General features: G+C 30.6%; 18 protein-coding genes. 2 read left to right on the plus strand and 16 right to left on the minus strand.

Annotation, left to right across the window (positions count from 1 at the left end; genetic code table 11):
- Positions 1-27: 27 nt before the first annotated feature.
- Both ABXT53_RS05335 and ABXT53_RS05340 read right to left on the minus strand, forming a co-directional pair.
- Positions 28-1,269, minus strand: coding sequence for an amino acid ABC transporter substrate-binding protein (locus ABXT53_RS05335; protein WP_415290115.1), 1,242 nt, complete (start codon positions 1,267-1,269; stop codon positions 28-30).
- 109 nt (positions 1,270-1,378) lie between these two features.
- Complete coding sequence (locus ABXT53_RS05340) at positions 1,379-1,993, minus strand: LysE family translocator (protein WP_415290117.1); 615 nt, start codon at positions 1,991-1,993, stop codon at positions 1,379-1,381.
- Between the two features lie 135 nt (positions 1,994-2,128).
- On the opposite strand from ABXT53_RS05340, the gene ABXT53_RS05345 reads away from it, so the two are divergent.
- Together ABXT53_RS05345 and grxC are read left to right on the plus strand one after the other, a co-directional pair.
- A complete protein-coding gene (locus tag ABXT53_RS05345) occupies positions 2,129-2,425 on the plus strand; it encodes a TIGR03643 family protein (protein WP_168607274.1) in 297 nt (98 codons plus the stop codon).
- 3 nt (positions 2,426-2,428) lie between these two features.
- Positions 2,429-2,683 (plus strand): glutaredoxin 3, encoded by a 255-nt coding sequence (gene grxC / locus ABXT53_RS05350; RefSeq protein ID WP_415290119.1) that lies wholly within the window; start codon positions 2,429-2,431, stop codon positions 2,681-2,683.
- Between the two features lie 14 nt (positions 2,684-2,697).
- Here grxC and msrB read toward each other — a convergent pair whose 3' ends face one another.
- The 14 genes from msrB to ABXT53_RS05420 all read right to left on the minus strand — a co-directional run bounded on the left by msrB (position 2,698) and on the right by ABXT53_RS05420 (position 17,646).
- A complete protein-coding gene (gene msrB / locus ABXT53_RS05355; RefSeq protein WP_415290120.1) occupies positions 2,698-3,072 on the minus strand; it encodes a peptide-methionine (R)-S-oxide reductase MsrB in 375 nt (124 codons plus the stop codon).
- Positions 3,073-3,075: 3 nt separating this feature from the next.
- Positions 3,076-3,969, minus strand: coding sequence for a histone deacetylase (locus tag ABXT53_RS05360; RefSeq protein ID WP_415290121.1), 894 nt, complete (start codon positions 3,967-3,969; stop codon positions 3,076-3,078).
- 2 nt (positions 3,970-3,971) lie between these two features.
- On the minus strand, positions 3,972-4,922 hold the full coding sequence (locus ABXT53_RS05365) for a D-2-hydroxyacid dehydrogenase family protein (RefSeq protein ID WP_415290123.1): 951 nt from the start codon (positions 4,920-4,922) through the stop codon (positions 3,972-3,974).
- The gene (locus ABXT53_RS05370; protein WP_415290125.1) at positions 4,915-5,814 is read right to left on the minus strand and encodes a DMT family transporter; all 900 of its coding nucleotides are present in this window, start codon (positions 5,812-5,814) and stop codon (positions 4,915-4,917) included. Before ABXT53_RS05370 ends, ABXT53_RS05365 begins: the two co-directional genes overlap by 8 nt.
- Positions 5,815-7,056: an NAD(P)/FAD-dependent oxidoreductase gene (locus tag ABXT53_RS05375; protein ID WP_415290126.1), complete on the minus strand. Its 1,242-nt coding sequence runs from the start codon at positions 7,054-7,056 to the stop codon at positions 5,815-5,817.
- 67 nt (positions 7,057-7,123) lie between these two features.
- A complete protein-coding gene (rodA, locus tag ABXT53_RS05380) occupies positions 7,124-8,245 on the minus strand; it encodes a rod shape-determining protein RodA (RefSeq protein ID WP_415290127.1) in 1,122 nt (373 codons plus the stop codon).
- On the minus strand, positions 8,246-10,210 hold the full coding sequence (mrdA, locus tag ABXT53_RS05385; protein WP_415290129.1) for a penicillin-binding protein 2: 1,965 nt from the start codon (positions 10,208-10,210) through the stop codon (positions 8,246-8,248). It abuts the gene before it with no gap.
- Complete coding sequence (gene mreD / locus ABXT53_RS05390; RefSeq protein WP_415290131.1) at positions 10,200-10,721, minus strand: rod shape-determining protein MreD; 522 nt, start codon at positions 10,719-10,721, stop codon at positions 10,200-10,202. Before mreD ends, mrdA begins: the two co-directional genes overlap by 11 nt.
- Entirely contained in the window at positions 10,718-11,569 is an 852-nt protein-coding gene (gene mreC / locus ABXT53_RS05395; RefSeq protein ID WP_415290132.1) for a rod shape-determining protein MreC, read from the minus strand. Before mreC ends, mreD begins: the two co-directional genes overlap by 4 nt.
- 5 nt (positions 11,570-11,574) lie before the next feature.
- Positions 11,575-12,612 carry a rod shape-determining protein gene (locus tag ABXT53_RS05400; RefSeq protein ID WP_415290134.1) on the minus strand — a complete coding sequence of 346 codons (1,038 nt, stop codon included), beginning with the start codon at positions 12,610-12,612 and terminating at the stop codon, positions 11,575-11,577.
- Positions 12,613-12,617: 5 nt separating this feature from the next.
- Positions 12,618-14,186 carry a 2-isopropylmalate synthase gene (locus ABXT53_RS05405; protein WP_415290136.1) on the minus strand — a complete coding sequence of 523 codons (1,569 nt, stop codon included), beginning with the start codon at positions 14,184-14,186 and terminating at the stop codon, positions 12,618-12,620.
- Positions 14,187-14,291: 105 nt separating this feature from the next.
- The gene (gene ilvC / locus ABXT53_RS05410; RefSeq protein ID WP_415290137.1) at positions 14,292-15,311 is read right to left on the minus strand and encodes a ketol-acid reductoisomerase; all 1,020 of its coding nucleotides are present in this window, start codon (positions 15,309-15,311) and stop codon (positions 14,292-14,294) included.
- Positions 15,312-15,329: 18 nt separating this feature from the next.
- Positions 15,330-15,878 carry an acetolactate synthase small subunit gene (gene ilvN, locus ABXT53_RS05415; RefSeq protein ID WP_415290139.1) on the minus strand — a complete coding sequence of 183 codons (549 nt, stop codon included), beginning with the start codon at positions 15,876-15,878 and terminating at the stop codon, positions 15,330-15,332.
- A 1-nt stretch (position 15,879) separates the two neighbouring features.
- Positions 15,880-17,646 carry an acetolactate synthase 3 large subunit gene (locus ABXT53_RS05420; RefSeq protein ID WP_415290141.1) on the minus strand — a complete coding sequence of 589 codons (1,767 nt, stop codon included), beginning with the start codon at positions 17,644-17,646 and terminating at the stop codon, positions 15,880-15,882.
- Positions 17,647-17,648 lie beyond the last annotated feature (2 nt).

Below are 17,648 nucleotides of genomic sequence, written 5' to 3' on the forward strand. Positions count from 1 at the left end.
ACTAGGGAGCATTTTACATATTAGGTATTATCTTTCTGACCAAGATGGAATTGGGTGCACCAACTCAGCTGATGCCCATTTTGTCGGAGCTACAACTTTGTTTTCACACACACTACCATCATCGTTACATGATACTTGGAAAAGTACCATTGGCTTAGATACGTTTTGACCACCTGCAGCAAATTTTATGTTTCCATAAAAAGTTTGCATATCAGTTGCGGCTAAAGCATCTCTAACTTTTTTAGTATCAAATGATTGTGCTCTTTCGAACGCATCTTTAAAAACTAATAAAGCAGCAGAAGATTCAGCAGCTTGGTATGGCGGTGCATATCCAAACGCTTTAGTAAAGTCAGCATCATATTTCATACCACCACCAAAGAACTTATCTTTGTATGATAGAGATTTATGCCACTGAGAAGCACAAAGTGCGTACTCAGAAGCTTTACCATGTTGCTTAGATAATTTAGCAGCATCACAGTGAGTCATTGCTAACATTTTCACATCAACTTTCATCTCTGAGATTTGTCTAACAGCTGTTAAAGCACCTTTAGTATGACCTGAAACTACAAGAACGTCTGGATTAGTAGCTTTTACTTTAGATAAAGTAGCAGCCATATCGTTAAGCTCTTTTGGTAACTTGTCATCAATAATGATTTTAGAACCTGTTCTTTTAGCAGCTTCAACAATACCCAATCTCACATCTTGTGAGAAAGCGTCTTGTTCAAATGCCATTGCAATCTTAACTGGTTTTCCACCATTTTTTTCAACTGCAAGGTCAATTGCTACATCAAGATATAAGTTCGCTGGGGCAAGTACTGCAAATAAATATTTGTAGCCTTTAGTGAATAACGATCTAGACGCACCGTTTGCTTCAACCATAGGAACTTCATATTTTTCAGTTACAGGAGCCATAGCTTTTGTAAGTCCTGAGCTATAGGGCCCAAGCATAAACTTAACACCATCTTGTTGGATTAATCTTTCTGCAAGTTGTGCTGCTCTTCCAGAATTTGATTCATCATCGTAATAAATAATATCAAACTTGTAAGTTTTTCCACCAACCTTAACACCACCCATGCTGTTAATTCTCTCAACTGCTAAGTTATAGCCGTTTTGAGTATGAACACCATTAGATGAATATTTTCCAGTTAATGAAACAGCTGCACCTAAAATAATTTTATCTCCAACTACCTTCGCGAAAGATATAGTTGAAGCTGAAATTAAAAGAGCAATTGCAGAAACTAATGTAATTAGTATATTTCTGATTTTCATTTTATTTCTTCCTCTATTAGTTTTAAATTTAAAAAAACAATTAAACATCTAAATGATTAAAAATACAACTAACGTCATACGGACTTAATTGCCGCAATTTTATTGATAATTAATACTTTTGAATAAATGCAATTATAATTGCAATTATAATCAATACGCACGCTGAAATTGTATTTATAACTCTTGGATTTGCTTTTATCCAAATAATTAACTTTCTAGCAAGTACGGCATAAGCAATTAGAGATAAAAAATCCAAAACAACATACGTTGTGATTAAAATAAAAAATTGAACGATATAATTTGAATTAAAGTCAATAAACTGTGGAAATATTAATGGAAAGAACATCCAAGCTTTAGGACTTGTTCCTGCAACTAAAAACCCATCTTTAAAAAAAGAAAAAAAACTTTTTGATGAAATATTATCTGAACTTATATCTTTAAGTCTTGAATTATAAATATCGTAAGCAAGATAGAGTAAGTATGCAATTCCTATCCACTTAAAGATATTTAAAAAATTTGGATTATCGACAAAAAAAGATCCCAAAACAAAAATTACTAATGTGGCTTGAATAATATTTGCTGTAATATCTCCAAGAGCTGTCCAAATACATTTTTGAACTCCATAATTCATCGAATAAGAAATAATTACAATTCTAGGTGTGCCAGGCGTAATAAATAGAAATAAAATTATCTGTAAAAAAAGGAAATAATTTAAAGGGAGCATTTTAAGATTTAAGGATAGTCCAAAAAAACCGGGAGCTAAAGATGGCTAAGATGGACTATCTAGATTTAAAGATACCACGACCCTAAATAAAATGCATTAATCATTTTTTTCAAATATAATGATTATTGAGGATTTATGAAAAAAAAAGGTCACACCCCCATAACTAGAGTTAAAAATCCAGAGCCCCATATATCAGATCCTGACTGGATCATTTGGGCAGCTTGGGCAGATCGAATCACTTTTGAGGAAATTGAGAAAAAGACTGGAAAAACAGAAGGTGAAGTTATTAAGATTATGAGACGATCTATAAAGCCTGTATCTTTTAGATTGTGGAGAAAAAGAGTTAATCAAAAAAGCATTAAGCATAAAAAGAAATTCGAGTATTCAAGAAAAGAAATTACTAGTAAAATTAAAAAGAATGATTATTTATAATCCATGAAATCAGTAACTATTTATACAGGACCACTTTGTGCTTTTTGTGATGCAGCAAAAAAATTATTAACTAGAAACAACGTTGAATATAAAGAAATCAACATTGCAACAGTTGACGGTGCAATGGATGAAATGATTAAAAAAGCTAATGGTAAAAGAACAATTCCTCAAATTTTCTTTGATGATCAACACATTGGTGGCTACGATGAAACTAGAGCTTTAGAAAAAGAAAATAAACTTCAAGAACTTCTTAAATAGTTTACTTAATAATATTATTCTTTTGGCTTAAAAGTTAGACAAACACCGTTATTACAGTATCTTTTTCCAGTTGGTTTAGGTCCGTCTTCAAAGATATGACCATGATGACCACCACATTTTTTACAATGATATTCAACTCTCTCATACCCTAACAGTGTATCTGTTTTAGTTTCAAAAGCATCAGGTAATGATTGGTAAAATGAAGGCCAGCCTGAACCACTTTCATATTTTGCATTTGAATCAAATAATTTTTCACCACAATTAGTGCAGTGATAACTCCCTTCTCTCTTCTCGTGATTTAATTCACTTGTACCAGGAGCTTCTGTTCCATCTTCAAATAAAACTAATTTTTGTTCAGCAGTTAGATCTTTGTTAATTTTTTTTGTCATAAGTTAAATAAATTTAGCACAAGTTTGATGTAATATAGAGTGTAATTCTACCAATTTACTAAAATTTTTATTATATCCTCCTCCTAGTACTCCACAAAAAGGTATTTTTTTAGAAAAAAAATTGTTGATTACTAACTCATCTCTCTTCCTTACCCCGTCATCTGAAATATTCAATTTACCCAATCTATCATTTAAGTGAATATCTACACCTGCAATGTAAAAGACAAAGTCAAAATTTTCTTTATTCAACTCATTTAAATAAAATTTAAGAGTTCTAATATAAGCAGCATCTTCAAGGTTGTTTTCAAGCTCAACATCCAGATCACTAATAGATTTTTTAGCAGGATAATTAGTTTTTGAGTGCATACTAAAAGTAAAAACATGTCTATTATATTTGAATATTTCTGAGTTACCATTACCTTGATGAACATCAAGATCTACGATTAATATTCTATTGGCTAACCCTCTATCTAATAAATAATGTGCAGCAACTGCTACGTCGTTAAAAACACAATAACCAGCTCCACTATCATAGTTTGCATGATGACTACCTCCCGCAGTATTACAAGCGATACCAAAATTTAATGCAAGTTTGGCTGCTAACACTGTCCCTCCTGTTGCTACTAAAGACCTTTGAACTACACTGTCAACTAAAGGGAAGCCAATCTTTTTTACTCCACTTTCATCTAATGTTTTATTTTTTATATTGTTAATATAATTTTTTGAATGAGCTTTATTTAAAGTTTCAAATGAGCACGGATAAGGTTTATGAAATTTTTTTACAATTTTTTTATTTATTAAATATTTAGCAAGTTCACCAAATTTATTAATTGGAAATTTGTGATCATCACCAATTTTTGCAACATAAGACTCATGATTAACTACTGGCAATTCCATTTCTATTCAATAATACGAATAGGCTTTTTGTTTACGCAAGCCTCTAAACCTTCAATCATTTGTGTATAAAACATACTATAATTTTCTGCAGTAACATAACCAACATGGGGCATTAATAATGCATTTGGTAAAAATCTTAGTTTATTGCCTTCTGGTAATGGTTCTTTTTCATAAACATCAAGTCCTGCTCCAGCAATAACATTAGTTGATAATGCTATAATTAAATCATCTTCATTAATAATTGATCCTCTAGATGTGTTAATTAAAAAGGCAGTCTTTTTCATTGTGTCTAACTCTTTTAGTTTTATTAACTCTTTATATCTTTCTCCACCTTGAACATGAATAGATATAAAATCAGAATTTTGAAATAAATCTTCTTTACTACAAGGTAGTACACCAAGTTCTTTACAAGTATCTAAGTTTAAATTTTCACTCCAAGCCATAACTTCCATGCCAAAAGCTTTACCAATTTTAGCAACCTGAGATCCAACTCTTCCAAGTCCAACTAACCCTAAAATCTTTCCCTTAAGCTCAAGTCCAATAGTTGATTGCCAGTAACCTTGGTACATATTGTCAATTTCTTCTTTGAAATTTCTAGCTAAACCTAAGATTAAACCCCAAGTTAATTCTGTTGTACCTGCAAAATCAATTTCCGTTCCACACACTACAACTCCTCTTTTTTTAGCAGCAGCTAGGTCTATAGCTTTATTTCTTGAGCCACTTGTGATGATATATTTAAGGTCATTTAAATTATCAATTAAATTTTTAGTGATGAGAGTTCTCTCTCTCATTATCAATAATGCTTCAAAGTCTGCTAATTGTTCTATGGCGTCTGCCTCATCTTCAAAGGGTTCACTGAATATTTTAAATTCATATTTTCCAGATAATTTTTTTAGATCAACAAATTCGTGAGACACGTTTTGGTAATCATCTAAGATAGCAACTTTAAGCATTTTTAATCTTTCTATTTGATAAAAGGATTCCGGTTAAAATAAATATTGCGCCTAACATATGATAAAACATAAATTTTTCATTAAAAATAATCATTGCCATTATTGCACTTAAAATAGGCATCATGTGTAAAAAAACACCCGCTCTATTGGCACCAATTAAAGCAACTCCTTTTATCCAAAAAATAAAAGAAGCAAGACCTGGAAATAAAACTACATAAAATAAAATCAGGTAAAAGTTTTGATTTAAAACAATCCTAAAGCCCATTTGATACTCTATAAAATATATTGGTATTAAAAAAATAAAGCCAAATGAAATTACTACTTCTAGTAACCCTAGTTGAGATAGTTCATGTTTTTTTTTCTTTAATAGAGCAGAATAAGTAGCCCAAGACAGCATTCCAAAAACCATCGTGATATCACCCTTGTTAAAATCTAAATTCATTAATATTCCTAGATTTGCTTTAGTTATTATCAAAACAACTCCAATAAAAGAACATGTAACTCCCAATATTTGAAAACTATTAGTTTTTTCAATTTTTAAAATTGATGAAATGAAAATGATCATCACAGGTATTGTTGATATCATTAACACTCCACTGATAACTTGCGTAAAGTTTAAAGAATAATAGACGATTGAATTAAATATGGTAACGCTCGTTATTCCAAGAATTGTGTAATATTTATAATTTTCTAAAATATAACTTCTTTTTTTAAATAATTCTTGAATCGTAAATGGCGCTAAGATCAACCAAGCAAAAAGCCATCTATAAAAATTTAATGAAAATGGTGGTATTTGGTATTGGCTAGCAAATTTTCCAACTAAAAAATTTCCTGACCAGAATAAAGCTGCTAAAAATAAAAAAATATAAGCAACATTATTTTTATTTATCACTTAGCTAAACCTAAGAGAGCTATATGGTTTTAAATCTAGGTTTGTGTTTTCTTCAGCTATCATTCCAGAAATTATCTTCCCTGAAATTGGTCCTAAAGTCCATCCTAAATGATGATGTCCAAAACAATAAAAAACATTTTTATGTTTTTTTGAGGGTCCTATTACAGGTAAGTAATCTGGTAATGTTGGTCTAAAACCAAGCCACTCATCTTCATGTTCGGGTAAATCACCCATCATGTACTTTGCATTATTAATTAAATTTTTAACTCTTGATTTTGATAAAGGATTATCTAAACCACCAAATTCGACAGTGCCTACAACTCTAAGTCCTTGTTCCATAGGTGTAATACCAAATCCTCTATTTTGAAAAATTACCGGTCTACTTAAAAGATGATCACAATCTTTAAAATGAACATGGTATCCTCTTTCAGTATCAAGAGGTATTTTTTCATCTAAATTATCTGTTAGTTTTTTTGAAAATGAACCACAGGCAATTACAATTTTGTCAAAAAGAAAGCTTTGTGTTTCAGCTTTTATAACTGGCTTTTCATCATTAAAACTTATGTCTTTGATATTCATTTTTAAAAACTTGCCACCCTTTTTCAAAAACAGATCATAAAGCTTTAAAAGAATTTTCTTAGGATTTCTGGCATGTCTACCATGTTGATAATAAACACCTCCATGATAGATCGGTTTTATATTAGGTTCTAAATCATGAATTTCTTTTGGAGTTACTACTTGTTGATCAACACCTAGTTCATTTCTAACTTTAATTTCTAATTCTCTACTTTTTAAACTTTGATCATTCCAAATATATAAAATACCTTTTTTTTCAACCAATCCTCCAAGCTCAATATCATCAAATAATTCGTCATAAGCGGGTAATGCTAAATCTAAAATTTGATGCATATTTTTAGCGGTATGCATCATTCTTTTTGTAGTGCAGTTTTTTATAAACTGTAAAAACCAAGGTATCATTTTTGGAACATAGTTCCATTTAAGTGCAAGTGGACCTGTCGAGCTTAAAAGCATTGCTGGAACATCCGTTAAAACATCAGGTCTATTAATTGGGACAGATGCGTATGGAGAAAAGTGACCAGCATTACCATAAGATGCTGCAGGACTACCTGGCTTATCCCTGTCAAAAATTGTTACACTAAAACCTTTTTTTTGTAAAAATAAAGCATTGGAAATACCCTGTATTCCAGCACCTACGATTCCAATTTTTAAGTTTTTTTCCATTAGACTTTATATAATTCTTAAATTTAAATATTCTCGCGACAAATTCGACAATAAAGTGTTAAAATAATTAAGCTATTAACTGTTTATAGTTAATTTTTGCACTCATAACGATTGCAAATCCAATCATTGTTGCAAGCATTGAAGATCCTCCATATGACATAATTGGTAGTGGCGATCCAACTATAGGCAATAAACCTAAAACCATAGACATATTTACTGTTACATAAAAAAATATTGCAGACCCATAACCATAACAAAAAAGTTTAGCAAAATAACTCCTCGAGATTGCACCAATTCTTAATATTCTGTAAATAATGATTATATAAATTACTAATAAACTTAAAGAACCTAAAAAACCATGCTCCTCAGCAAATAAAGTGAAAATAAAATCTGTATGTTTTTCTGGTAAAAATTCTAAATAACTTTGAGTACCTTTTAAAAAACCTTTACCACTTAAACCTCCTGATCCAACGGCTATTTTGGATTGAATAATTTGATACCCCGCACCTAAAGGATCTCTATCTGGATTAAGGAATGTTAAAATTCTAAGTTTTTGATAAGGTTGTAAAAAAGCAATAGCAAAAGGCATTGTAATTAATAAAGCTATAAATGAATATATAAAATATTTAATATTAATTCCTGCGAGCCAAATAACTACCAATCCACTTAGTCCAATTAAAATTGAAGTTCCCAAGTCAGGTTGAGTAATCACGAGCATAATAGGTAAAATCAAAATTACAAAAGCAACAAACATAACCTGAAAACTATCAACTTTATTCATTTGTATACGGTGATAATATTTAGCAAGACATACTATAATTGCAATTTTCATTAATTCAGAGGGTTGTAAATTAATAAAATATAAATTTATCCATCTTTGTGATCCTGAAGCTTTAATGCCGTATAATGAAGCCCAAACTAAAAGAAATAAAACCACAATATAAAACAAATAAGCAAAGTAATGCCAAAATTTAATGTTCAAAAATGACATAAAAATCATCATTGTAAAAAATATTAAAAATTTTGAAATATGACTTTTGCTATGAAATAAAATTTCGCCTCCGTCTGTTGAATACATTGATAAGACGCTAATCAATCCAAGTAATAAAATACAAATTAGCAAAATATAATCAAAATCTCTTAATTTTTGAAAAAAAGTAGGTTGTATATTAAATGAACTGTATTGCATTTATATTTCTAAATTGTTTTGTTTAGTTTTTTTTACCCTTAGCTCGTGCCTATCTATAATTAATTTAAAAAGTTTTTTTGCAATCGGTGCAGCAGCAGAGCTACCTGATCCACCATGCTCTATAACGATACTTAATGCGTATCTTGGATTCTTATATGGACCAAAAGCTATATATAAAGCATGATCCCTCTCATTATACGGAATTTCAGAGGTACTTAAATCAAGTTCTCTTGCAGCTTTAGTTATTCTTCTAACTTGTGATGTTCCTGTCTTTCCAGCAAATTGATATTTTGGATCTTCGATTCGTGATTTGTAAGAAGTTCCTCTAATTTCATTTGTAGATGCAAACATCGCTTCACGAACTAGGTTTATATTTTTAGAACTTTTAAATAAAGTTTCATATTCTTTTTTATCTAAAAACCCTAAAAGTTTTGTTGTATCTTTCAATCGACTGTCTTTTTTATTTAATTGTTTTCTATTTTCATTCATTATAATTCTAATTTCCTCTGTTGTTTTGCTATCCTCTTCCACTATTATTTTTGGATAAATCTTAAATCCTCCATTTGCCAGCTGAGCTGTCATTTGACATAATTGTAGAGGTGTTGTTTGGGTATAGCCTTGTCCAATACCTGTAATTAATGTTTCACCTATAACCCAACCTTTTCCTAAATTATTTTTTTTCCATTTAGTGTCAGGAATTAATCCTTTTTTCTCAATACTAAATGTTTCATTTAAAACTTTTTCACCAAGACCAAATTTTAAAGATGTTTCTTTTAATCGATCTACACCAAGTTTTCTTGCAATCTCATAAAAATATGTGTCACAAGACTGCTTCATCGCACTCTTTAAATCTACAGTACCATGTCCTCTTTTTTTCCAGCAATGATAAGTTTGCCCATACATTTCAATTTTTCCTTTACAATTAACTTTAAAATTTTCATCAATAATTTTATTTTCTAGTGCCGATAAAGCTACCATTGGTTTAAATGTTGAGCCTGGTGAATATAACCCTGATAAAGTTTTATTAACTAATGGTTTTAATGGATTGTTTCTAATTAGCTGCCAATCATCTTGATTAATTCCAAAAAGAAATAAGTTAGGGTCAAACGATGGCGATGATTGCATGGCAACTATTTCACCCGTATAAATATCCATTACACTTATTGAGCCAGCTACACCTTTTAAAAGCTCATTGCAAAACTTTTGAATTTCCGTATCTATTGTGAGCTTTATTATCTTACCATTTAATCCATTTGTGTGATCAACTTGTCTAATTCTTTTGCCGTAAGCATTAACCTCATATCTTTGTATACCATTAGTTCCAATTAGTTCATTTTCAAAAGTTTTTTCTAAACCAGTTTTTCCCACTTTAAGTCCTGGTACATATGTATTTTTTATAATTTCATTATTTAAAATATCTTTTTCACTAGCTTCACTTACATAACCCAAAACATGTGTATAATTTTCATTGAACGGATAATTACGCGAAACAGATAAAACTGGTTTGGCTCCTACTAAATCGTGCAAGTAATAATTGACCTTTGTGAACTGCTCCCAAGTTAAATTTTTTGAGATAATTATAGTTTCCCATGGTTTTTGACTATTTTTTTGTTTTATTATTTTTTTAAAATCATTATTACTGATGTTTAAAATTTCTTTTAACCTCACCATCAGATATTTAAAATCTTCTACTTCTTCAGGAATGACATGCAATTGATATACTTCTAAATTACCTGCAATAACATTTTCAAAATAATCTAAAAACTCACCTCTAATTGGAGGTAATCTCCATTCACGTAATCTGTTTTTGTCAGATAATGTTAGATATTTTTTGTTCTCTGTTATTTGTAATGAAAATAATCGAGCAATTATTCCAGTAAATACAACCAACTTAGCAGCACCAATAATAAACATTCTTCTATTGATGGTTTGAACTTTTTTTACACCAAAATCTTCACCTAGCATTATTTCTACCCACAAGATATTTTTCAAAAAAATCAAATAAATTTGAAAATAGGAAATAAAATAAAAATGTATATGTAATATTTATTATTTGATCAAAATAATTTAATTCATAATTAAAAATAAAATTTAGAGATACAAACATTAATGAGTTTATAATCAATATTGTTATAAGAAAAAAAATACAATCGTTTATTAAACTTGGTCTTAAAGTAATGTTTCTGAGATAGGATGCTGCAACACAAAGTATTAAATACATTAAACTACTTAATCCAATTGGTGTTCCTACTACAACATCATTAAATAACCCTGCAATAAAAATATAAGTATATCCTAAACTTTCACTTTTTTTTAAACTGTAATAAAAAATTAAAATATAAGAAAAATTAAATGAAAAATATTTCAAACCTAAATGATTAAAATCAAAATTATTTAAAACAGATATAAAAAGTAGAAGTATGGGTATATTTGATAATATTTTTCTAATCAAATTTTTGTTTCTTAGTTCTGTCATTCAGTCTCACTTTTTAAAAACGACAAAACTTTTACAAATCTTAATTGGGAGAAATCTGAAAAAAATTCAACCTTCTTTTCATCACTTAAAAAATTATTATTTATTTTACCTATGGGTATTCCAGCCTTAAATAAATTGCCTGATCCAGAGGTATAAATAACAGATTCACTTTTAATATCATCATATTTTTTGCTATATTGAATAATCCCATAATTTTTACCTGTACCTGAAAGAATAGAGAATACTGCGTTTGGTTCTACTATAACTGGAATTTTACTGTTCAAATCTGAAAGTAATAATACCCTTGATGACAAATAATTAACCTCAACAACTTTTCCTACAAGGTATGCTCCATCCATTACAACCATACCAAGGTTAATTTTATGCTTACTGCCTTTGTTAATGATGATTGATCTTAAAAATGGACTTCCTTTATCACTTAAAACTTTAGCAATTATAGTGTTTGATTTAACCAGATAATCATCAACTATACTTTTTAATCTTTGGTTCTCTAAAATTATAAATTCATTTGATAAATCTTTAGCTTTTAAAATTTCTAATTCAAATTTAATTTTTTCATTTTTCTTATAAAGTTTGTTGTGATTTTGAAGTGTAATATAGCTATCCTTTAATAAATTCTCTGGTACAGAAACTATAAAAGAAGATCTATAAACTATTTCATTAATACCCAATTTTATATAATTTATGACTTTAAAATTAAAATTACCTAAAATTAAAAAGATTATAGAAAAAAATATTAAACTTAATAATGAAAACCTTTGCTGTGTTCCTTTTTTTAAAAAAGCAGATCTTAATGCAATTACAAAATCATCTCTGCTTGTTTCCATTATTTCTAATACTCAGATAGCATAGTAGAGAATGTTTCTTCTTGATCTAGAGCTTTCCCAGTACCAATTGCAACACAAGCTAATGGATCGTCTGCTATAAAAACAGGTAAACCAGTTTCTTTAGAAAATCGTTTATCAATATTTTTTAACAAAGCTCCACCACCTGTTAATGTTAGACCCATATCTACTAAATCAGCTGACAATTCTGGAGGTGTGTTTTCAAGAGCATCTTTTATCCCATTCACCATTTCTTTTAAAATATCATTTAAAGCTTCTGCTGTATCTTCTTCAGTAATATTTACTTCTTTAGGTGTTCCTGATCTTAAATCTCTACCTTTAACAGCATAAGTATTGCTGTTCGATGGTATAGCTGTACCAATTTCTTTTTTTATTTTTTCAGCAGTGCTATCTCCTATCATTAAGTTATATTCTTTTCTCATATAATTTACTAATGCTGTATCCATTGCATCTCCAGCAATTCTTAAAGATCTAGAATAAACAAGACCGCCTAGTGACATAACAGCTATCTCCGTAGTACCTCCACCAATATCAACAACCATTGATCCAGTTGCTTCTGAAATTGGAAGACCTGCTCCAATAGCTGCTGCGATAGGTTCTTCAATTAATTGAACTCTTCTTGCACCTGCTGCTAATGCACTATCTTGAATGGCTTTTCTTTCAACAGGTGTTGACCCTGTTGGAACGCAAATTAAAATTCTTGGATTTGCAAAAGTTTTATTTTTATGAACTTTTTTTATAAAATGTTTAATCATTTCTTCAGTAACTATAAAGTCTGCAATCACTCCATCTCTCAAAGGTCTAATAGCACTAATGTTACCCGGTGTTCTTCCAAGCATCGTTTTTGCTTCATCACCTACAGCTAAAACAGTTTTTTTCCCCATGTTCTCAGCTATAGCAACAACAGATGGTTCATTTAAAACTACTCCTTGCCCTTTTAAAACAACAAGTGTGTTAGCAGTTCCAAGATCAATCGCCATATCTTGACTCCAAATACTACTTAAATTTTTAAACCAATTAGCCATCTTAATTATATACCTTTCACTTTTTGAGTTTCATGCTCCATTGGAGCAGTTTTTTTTCTTTTAATAATCATTTTATTTAAAGCACTTAAATAAGCATTAGCTGACGCTACTAATGTATCAGTATCAGCAGCTTGCCCAACTGTAGTTTTACCCTTTTCTTCAATTCTAACACTTACTGTAGCTTGAGCGTCTGTTCCTTCTGTAACAGCATGCACTTGATATAATAATAATTTTACATCATGAGGATATAAAACTTTTATACATTTAAAAATAGCATCAACTGGCCCATCACCTGTTTCTGATGTTGATTTTACCTCACCATAAACATCAAGCGTCATCTCTGCTTTTTGAGGCTCACCTGTTCCAGCAAAAACTTTTAAAGATTTTAGATTTATAGCATTTACTTGATTATCAGTAATTAAACTATCATCAACTAAAGCCATAATATCATCATCATAAACGTGCTTTTTCTTATCAGCCAAAATCTTAAATTTTCCAAATGCTGTTTGAATTATATCGTCAGTTACATCTGCATAACCAAGATCATTTAATTTTTCTTTAAATGCGTGACGCCCAGAGTGTTTTCCCATAACCAATGAAGTTTTTTTAACACCGACACTTTCTGGTGTCATAATTTCATATGTCTCTCGATTTTTAAGCATACCATCTTGATGAATGCCTGCCTCATGTGCAAATGCATTTTTTCCAACAATTGCTTTATTAAATTGTACTGGAAATGTTGCGTTTGAGACAACTTTTGAAGCTTTGCTTAATAATTCTGTTTTAATTCCAGTTGTATAAGGCATTAAGTCATTTCTTGTTCTTATTGCCATCACAATTTCTTCAAGTGCAGCATTCCCTGCTCTTTCACCAATTCCATTAATTGTACACTCTACCTGTCTTGCTCCAGCTTGAACTCCTGCTAAAGAATTTGCGACAGCTAATCCTAAGTCATTATGGCAATGAACTGATAATATAGCTTTATCAATATTTGGAACTTTATTTTTTAATGTTGTAATTATTTTTGTATATTCCGAGGGGATTGTGTACCCAACAGTATCTGGAATATTTATTGTAGTTGCACCACAGCTGATTGCAAGTTCAACTGACTTACACATATAGTCCATATCAGTTCTCGTTCCATCTTCAGGTGACCACTCAACATCATCAGTTAAGTTTCTTGCATAAGTTACACTTTCTTTTATTGCATCTAAGACCTGTTCTGGTGATTTATTTAACTTATGCTTCATGTGCAAGGGGCTTGTTGAAATAAAAGTATGAATTCTAAATCTTGGTGCCGCTTTTAATGCCTCATGACACGCATCTATGTCTTTTTTACTAGCTCTTGATAGTCCACATGGAATTGAATTTTTTAAAATTTTACTTATAGCTGTCACAGCCTCAAAATCACCAGGAGAAGCTATTGGAAAACCAGCTTCAATAATATCAATTCCTAATTCATCAAAAATTCTTGCTATTTGAATTTTTTCTTCAAGACTCATCGATGCACCAGGTGATTGCTCACCATCTCGCATCGTAGTATCAAATATAAAAATTTTATCTTTGTCGCTCATAGCCAATAATTTTAAAAAATCTATAATACAATCTATAATAGAGATTGCAAAATAATTGTTATACTTTGGCTATAATTTCTGATCGATTTAGGTTTTTAGTAAAAATTAACTCTTATCACTATCTATTAATTTTTTCTTACCAATCCAAGGCATCATTGCTCTAAGTTCTGCACCAACCTTTTCAATTGGATGATCCGCAAGATCTTTTCTCATTTTTAAAAAGTTCTTTTGACCACCTTCACATTCTTTCATCCAGTCTTTTGTAAACTTGCCAGATTGAATATCAGCAAGAACTTCTTTCATTCTTTTTTTACTTTCGCTATCAACAACTTTTTTACCAGATACATACTCTCCATATTCTGCAGTATTTGAAATAGAGTAATTCATGTTGGCAATTCCACCTTCATAAATTAAATCTACTATCAATTTTACTTCATGTAGACATTCAAAGTATGCCATTTCTGGTTCGTATCCAGCTTCTGTCAAAGTTTCAAAACCATTTTTAATTAGTTCAACTAATCCTCCACAAAGAACTGATTGTTCACCAAATAAATCAGTTTCACATTCATCTTTGAAGGTTGTTTCAATAATTCCTGATTTTCCACCCCCAATTGCTGAAGCATATGACAATGCAAGATCTCTTGCTTTACCTGTTCCATCTTGATGAACAGCAAATAGACATGGCACTCCGCCACCTCTTTCAAATTCACTTCTAACTAAATGTCCTGGACCTTTTGGAGCAACCATGAACACATCTAAATCTTTTCTTGCTTCAATTAATTTGTAATGAATATTTAATCCATGAGCAAATGCTACACTTGTTCCTGGTTTAATTCTTTGGTCGATATGATTTTTATAAATTGCTGCTTGTAATTCATCTGGTGTAAGTATCATTGCAACTTCTGCCCATTCTGCAGCATCAGATAAACCCATTACTTTTAAACCTTTTGATTCTGCTTTTGCTTTACTTGCGGATCCATCTCTAAGCGCTACTACAACTTCTTTAGCTCCACTATCTTTTAAATTTAATGCATGTGCGTGCCCTTGGCTCCCATAGCCAAAAATTGCTATTTTTTTACTTTTGATTAAATCTACATCTGCATCTTTTTCATAAAACATTTTCATTCTTATTCTCCTTTATTTTTAATTAAAAATCTCTGCGCCTCTTGTCATTGCTACCGCTCCGGTTCTTGAGGCGCTAACAAGACCAAATGGTTTTAAATTTTTTATCACTTTATCAATCTCTCTTCTTAATGCTGTTATTTGTATGACAGTAGATTTATTTGTCTGATCTAATATAACTGGATCGTATTTTTTACAAGCATTTAAAGCTTTCTTAATTTTACCAGTATTTGCAACAACTTTTAATAAAGCCATCTCCTTGAATATAACTTTTTTATCTTCTCTTTTAAAATTTCCAACTTTATGAACTGGAACTAGCTTCTTCAATTGTAATACAATTTGTTCAATAACTTGGGGGGTTCCAGTAGTTACAATTGTAATTCTAGAAAGGTTATTTTTTTGATCTACTTCTGCTACAGCTAAAGATTCTATATTATAACCTCTTCCAGAAAATAACCCTACCACTCTTGATAAAACACTTGCTTCGTTATCAACCCATACAACAATTATATGAGTATCAATTTTTCCTAACTTGCTAGGTGTGCTATATGCTGATTTAGATTTTGCCATTTTAAACTAAAGATTTCCCTTTACCTGTAATTTTATTTTCTTCCTGATCTTTTGGTCCCAATAACATTTGATTATGTGGTTTTCCAGACGGTATCATTGGATAACAATTCTCAGCTTGATCTACTTGACAATCAAAAATTACTGGTCTGTCTATATTGATCATTTCTTCAATTTTTTCATCTAATTCATCTGGATTTTCTGCTCTAATACCAACGCAACCATAAGCTTCAGCTAATTTTACAAAATCTGGTAATGCCTCTGAGTAACTTTCAGAATAGTTTTTTTCATGAAGAAGCTCCTGCCATTGCCTAACCATTCCCATATATTGATTATTCAAAATAAATATCTTGATAGGTAGATTATATTGAACTGCAGTAGAAATCTCCTGCATGGTCATCAAAATTGATGCTTCCCCAGCAATATCTACAACTAATTTTTTTGGATGTGCAACTTGTACGCCTATTGCAGCAGGCAGTCCATATCCCATAGTTCCTAGTCCACCTGATGTCATCCACCTATTAGGTTTATTGAACTTATAATGTTGTGCAGCCCACATCTGATGTTGTCCAACTTCAGTAGTAATATATGTGTCCTGATTTTTAGTTAATTCATAGAGTCTTTGGACTGCATGTTGAGGCTTAATAATTTTATCACTATTTATAAAATTTAGAGATTGTTTTGTTCTCCATTTTTGAATTTGTTGCCACCATTTAGATATTTTTTGTTTATTTGATTTTTCTAAATTTAAGTTTTTCTTTTTTAATGTTTTTGATGTAGATTTAATTACATCACTTACATCACCAACAATAGCTAGATCAACTTTTACAATTTTATTTATTGATGATGGATCAATATCAATATGAACTTTTTTAGATTTTGGCGAGAATTCATCTATCTTTCCAGTAATACGATCATCAAACCTTGCACCTATATTTATTAATAAATCACAATCATGCATAGCGTTATTAGCTTCATAAGTTCCATGCATACCAAGCATTCCTAAAAATTGATTATCGTCTCCAGGATAAGCACCTAATCCTTGCAATGTTGATGTAATAGGAAATCCAGTTAAGGCCACTAATTCTCTTAAAAGTTCACTTGCCTTTGGGCCTGAATTAATTACTCCACCTCCAGTATAAAAAACTGGTTTTGAGGCTTTTTTCATTAAATCTACTAATTGATCAATTTCTTTTTGGTTAAATTTATTAAGAACTTTTCCATTTAATTTTTTTTCTTTTTTAGGTTTGAAATATTTTGCTTTTGCAAACTGAATATCTTTTGGAATATCAACTAATACTGGTCCTGGTCTTCCAGTTGTTGCAACTTCAAATGCCTCATGCATTATTCTTGGAAGATCATTAATATCTTTAACTAACCAATTATGTTTTGTGCACGGCCTAGTAATTCCTGTAGTGTCACATTCTTGAAAAGCATCTGTTCCAATTAAATGTGTAGGAACTTGTCCTGAAATACAAACTAGAGGTACTGAGTCCATGTAAGCATCAGTTAATGCTGTAACAACATTTGTTGCACCTGGGCCAGAAGTTACCAATACAACACCTGGTTTTCCAGATGATCTTGCATAACCTTCGGCCGCATGACCAGCACCTTGTTCATGTCTAACTAAAATATGTTTTATTGATGGATGATTTTTTAACTCGTCATAAATAGGGAGTACCGCTCCACCTGGATAACCAAAAATATGATCTACTTTTTGATCTTCCAAACATTTAAATACAATTTCAGCACCTGTGTATAAATTACCCATTT

Origin of the sequence: Candidatus Pelagibacter sp. Uisw_136 (genome assembly GCF_047720275.1) — a bacterium.
Classification (GTDB): domain Bacteria; phylum Pseudomonadota; class Alphaproteobacteria; order Pelagibacterales; family Pelagibacteraceae; genus Pelagibacter.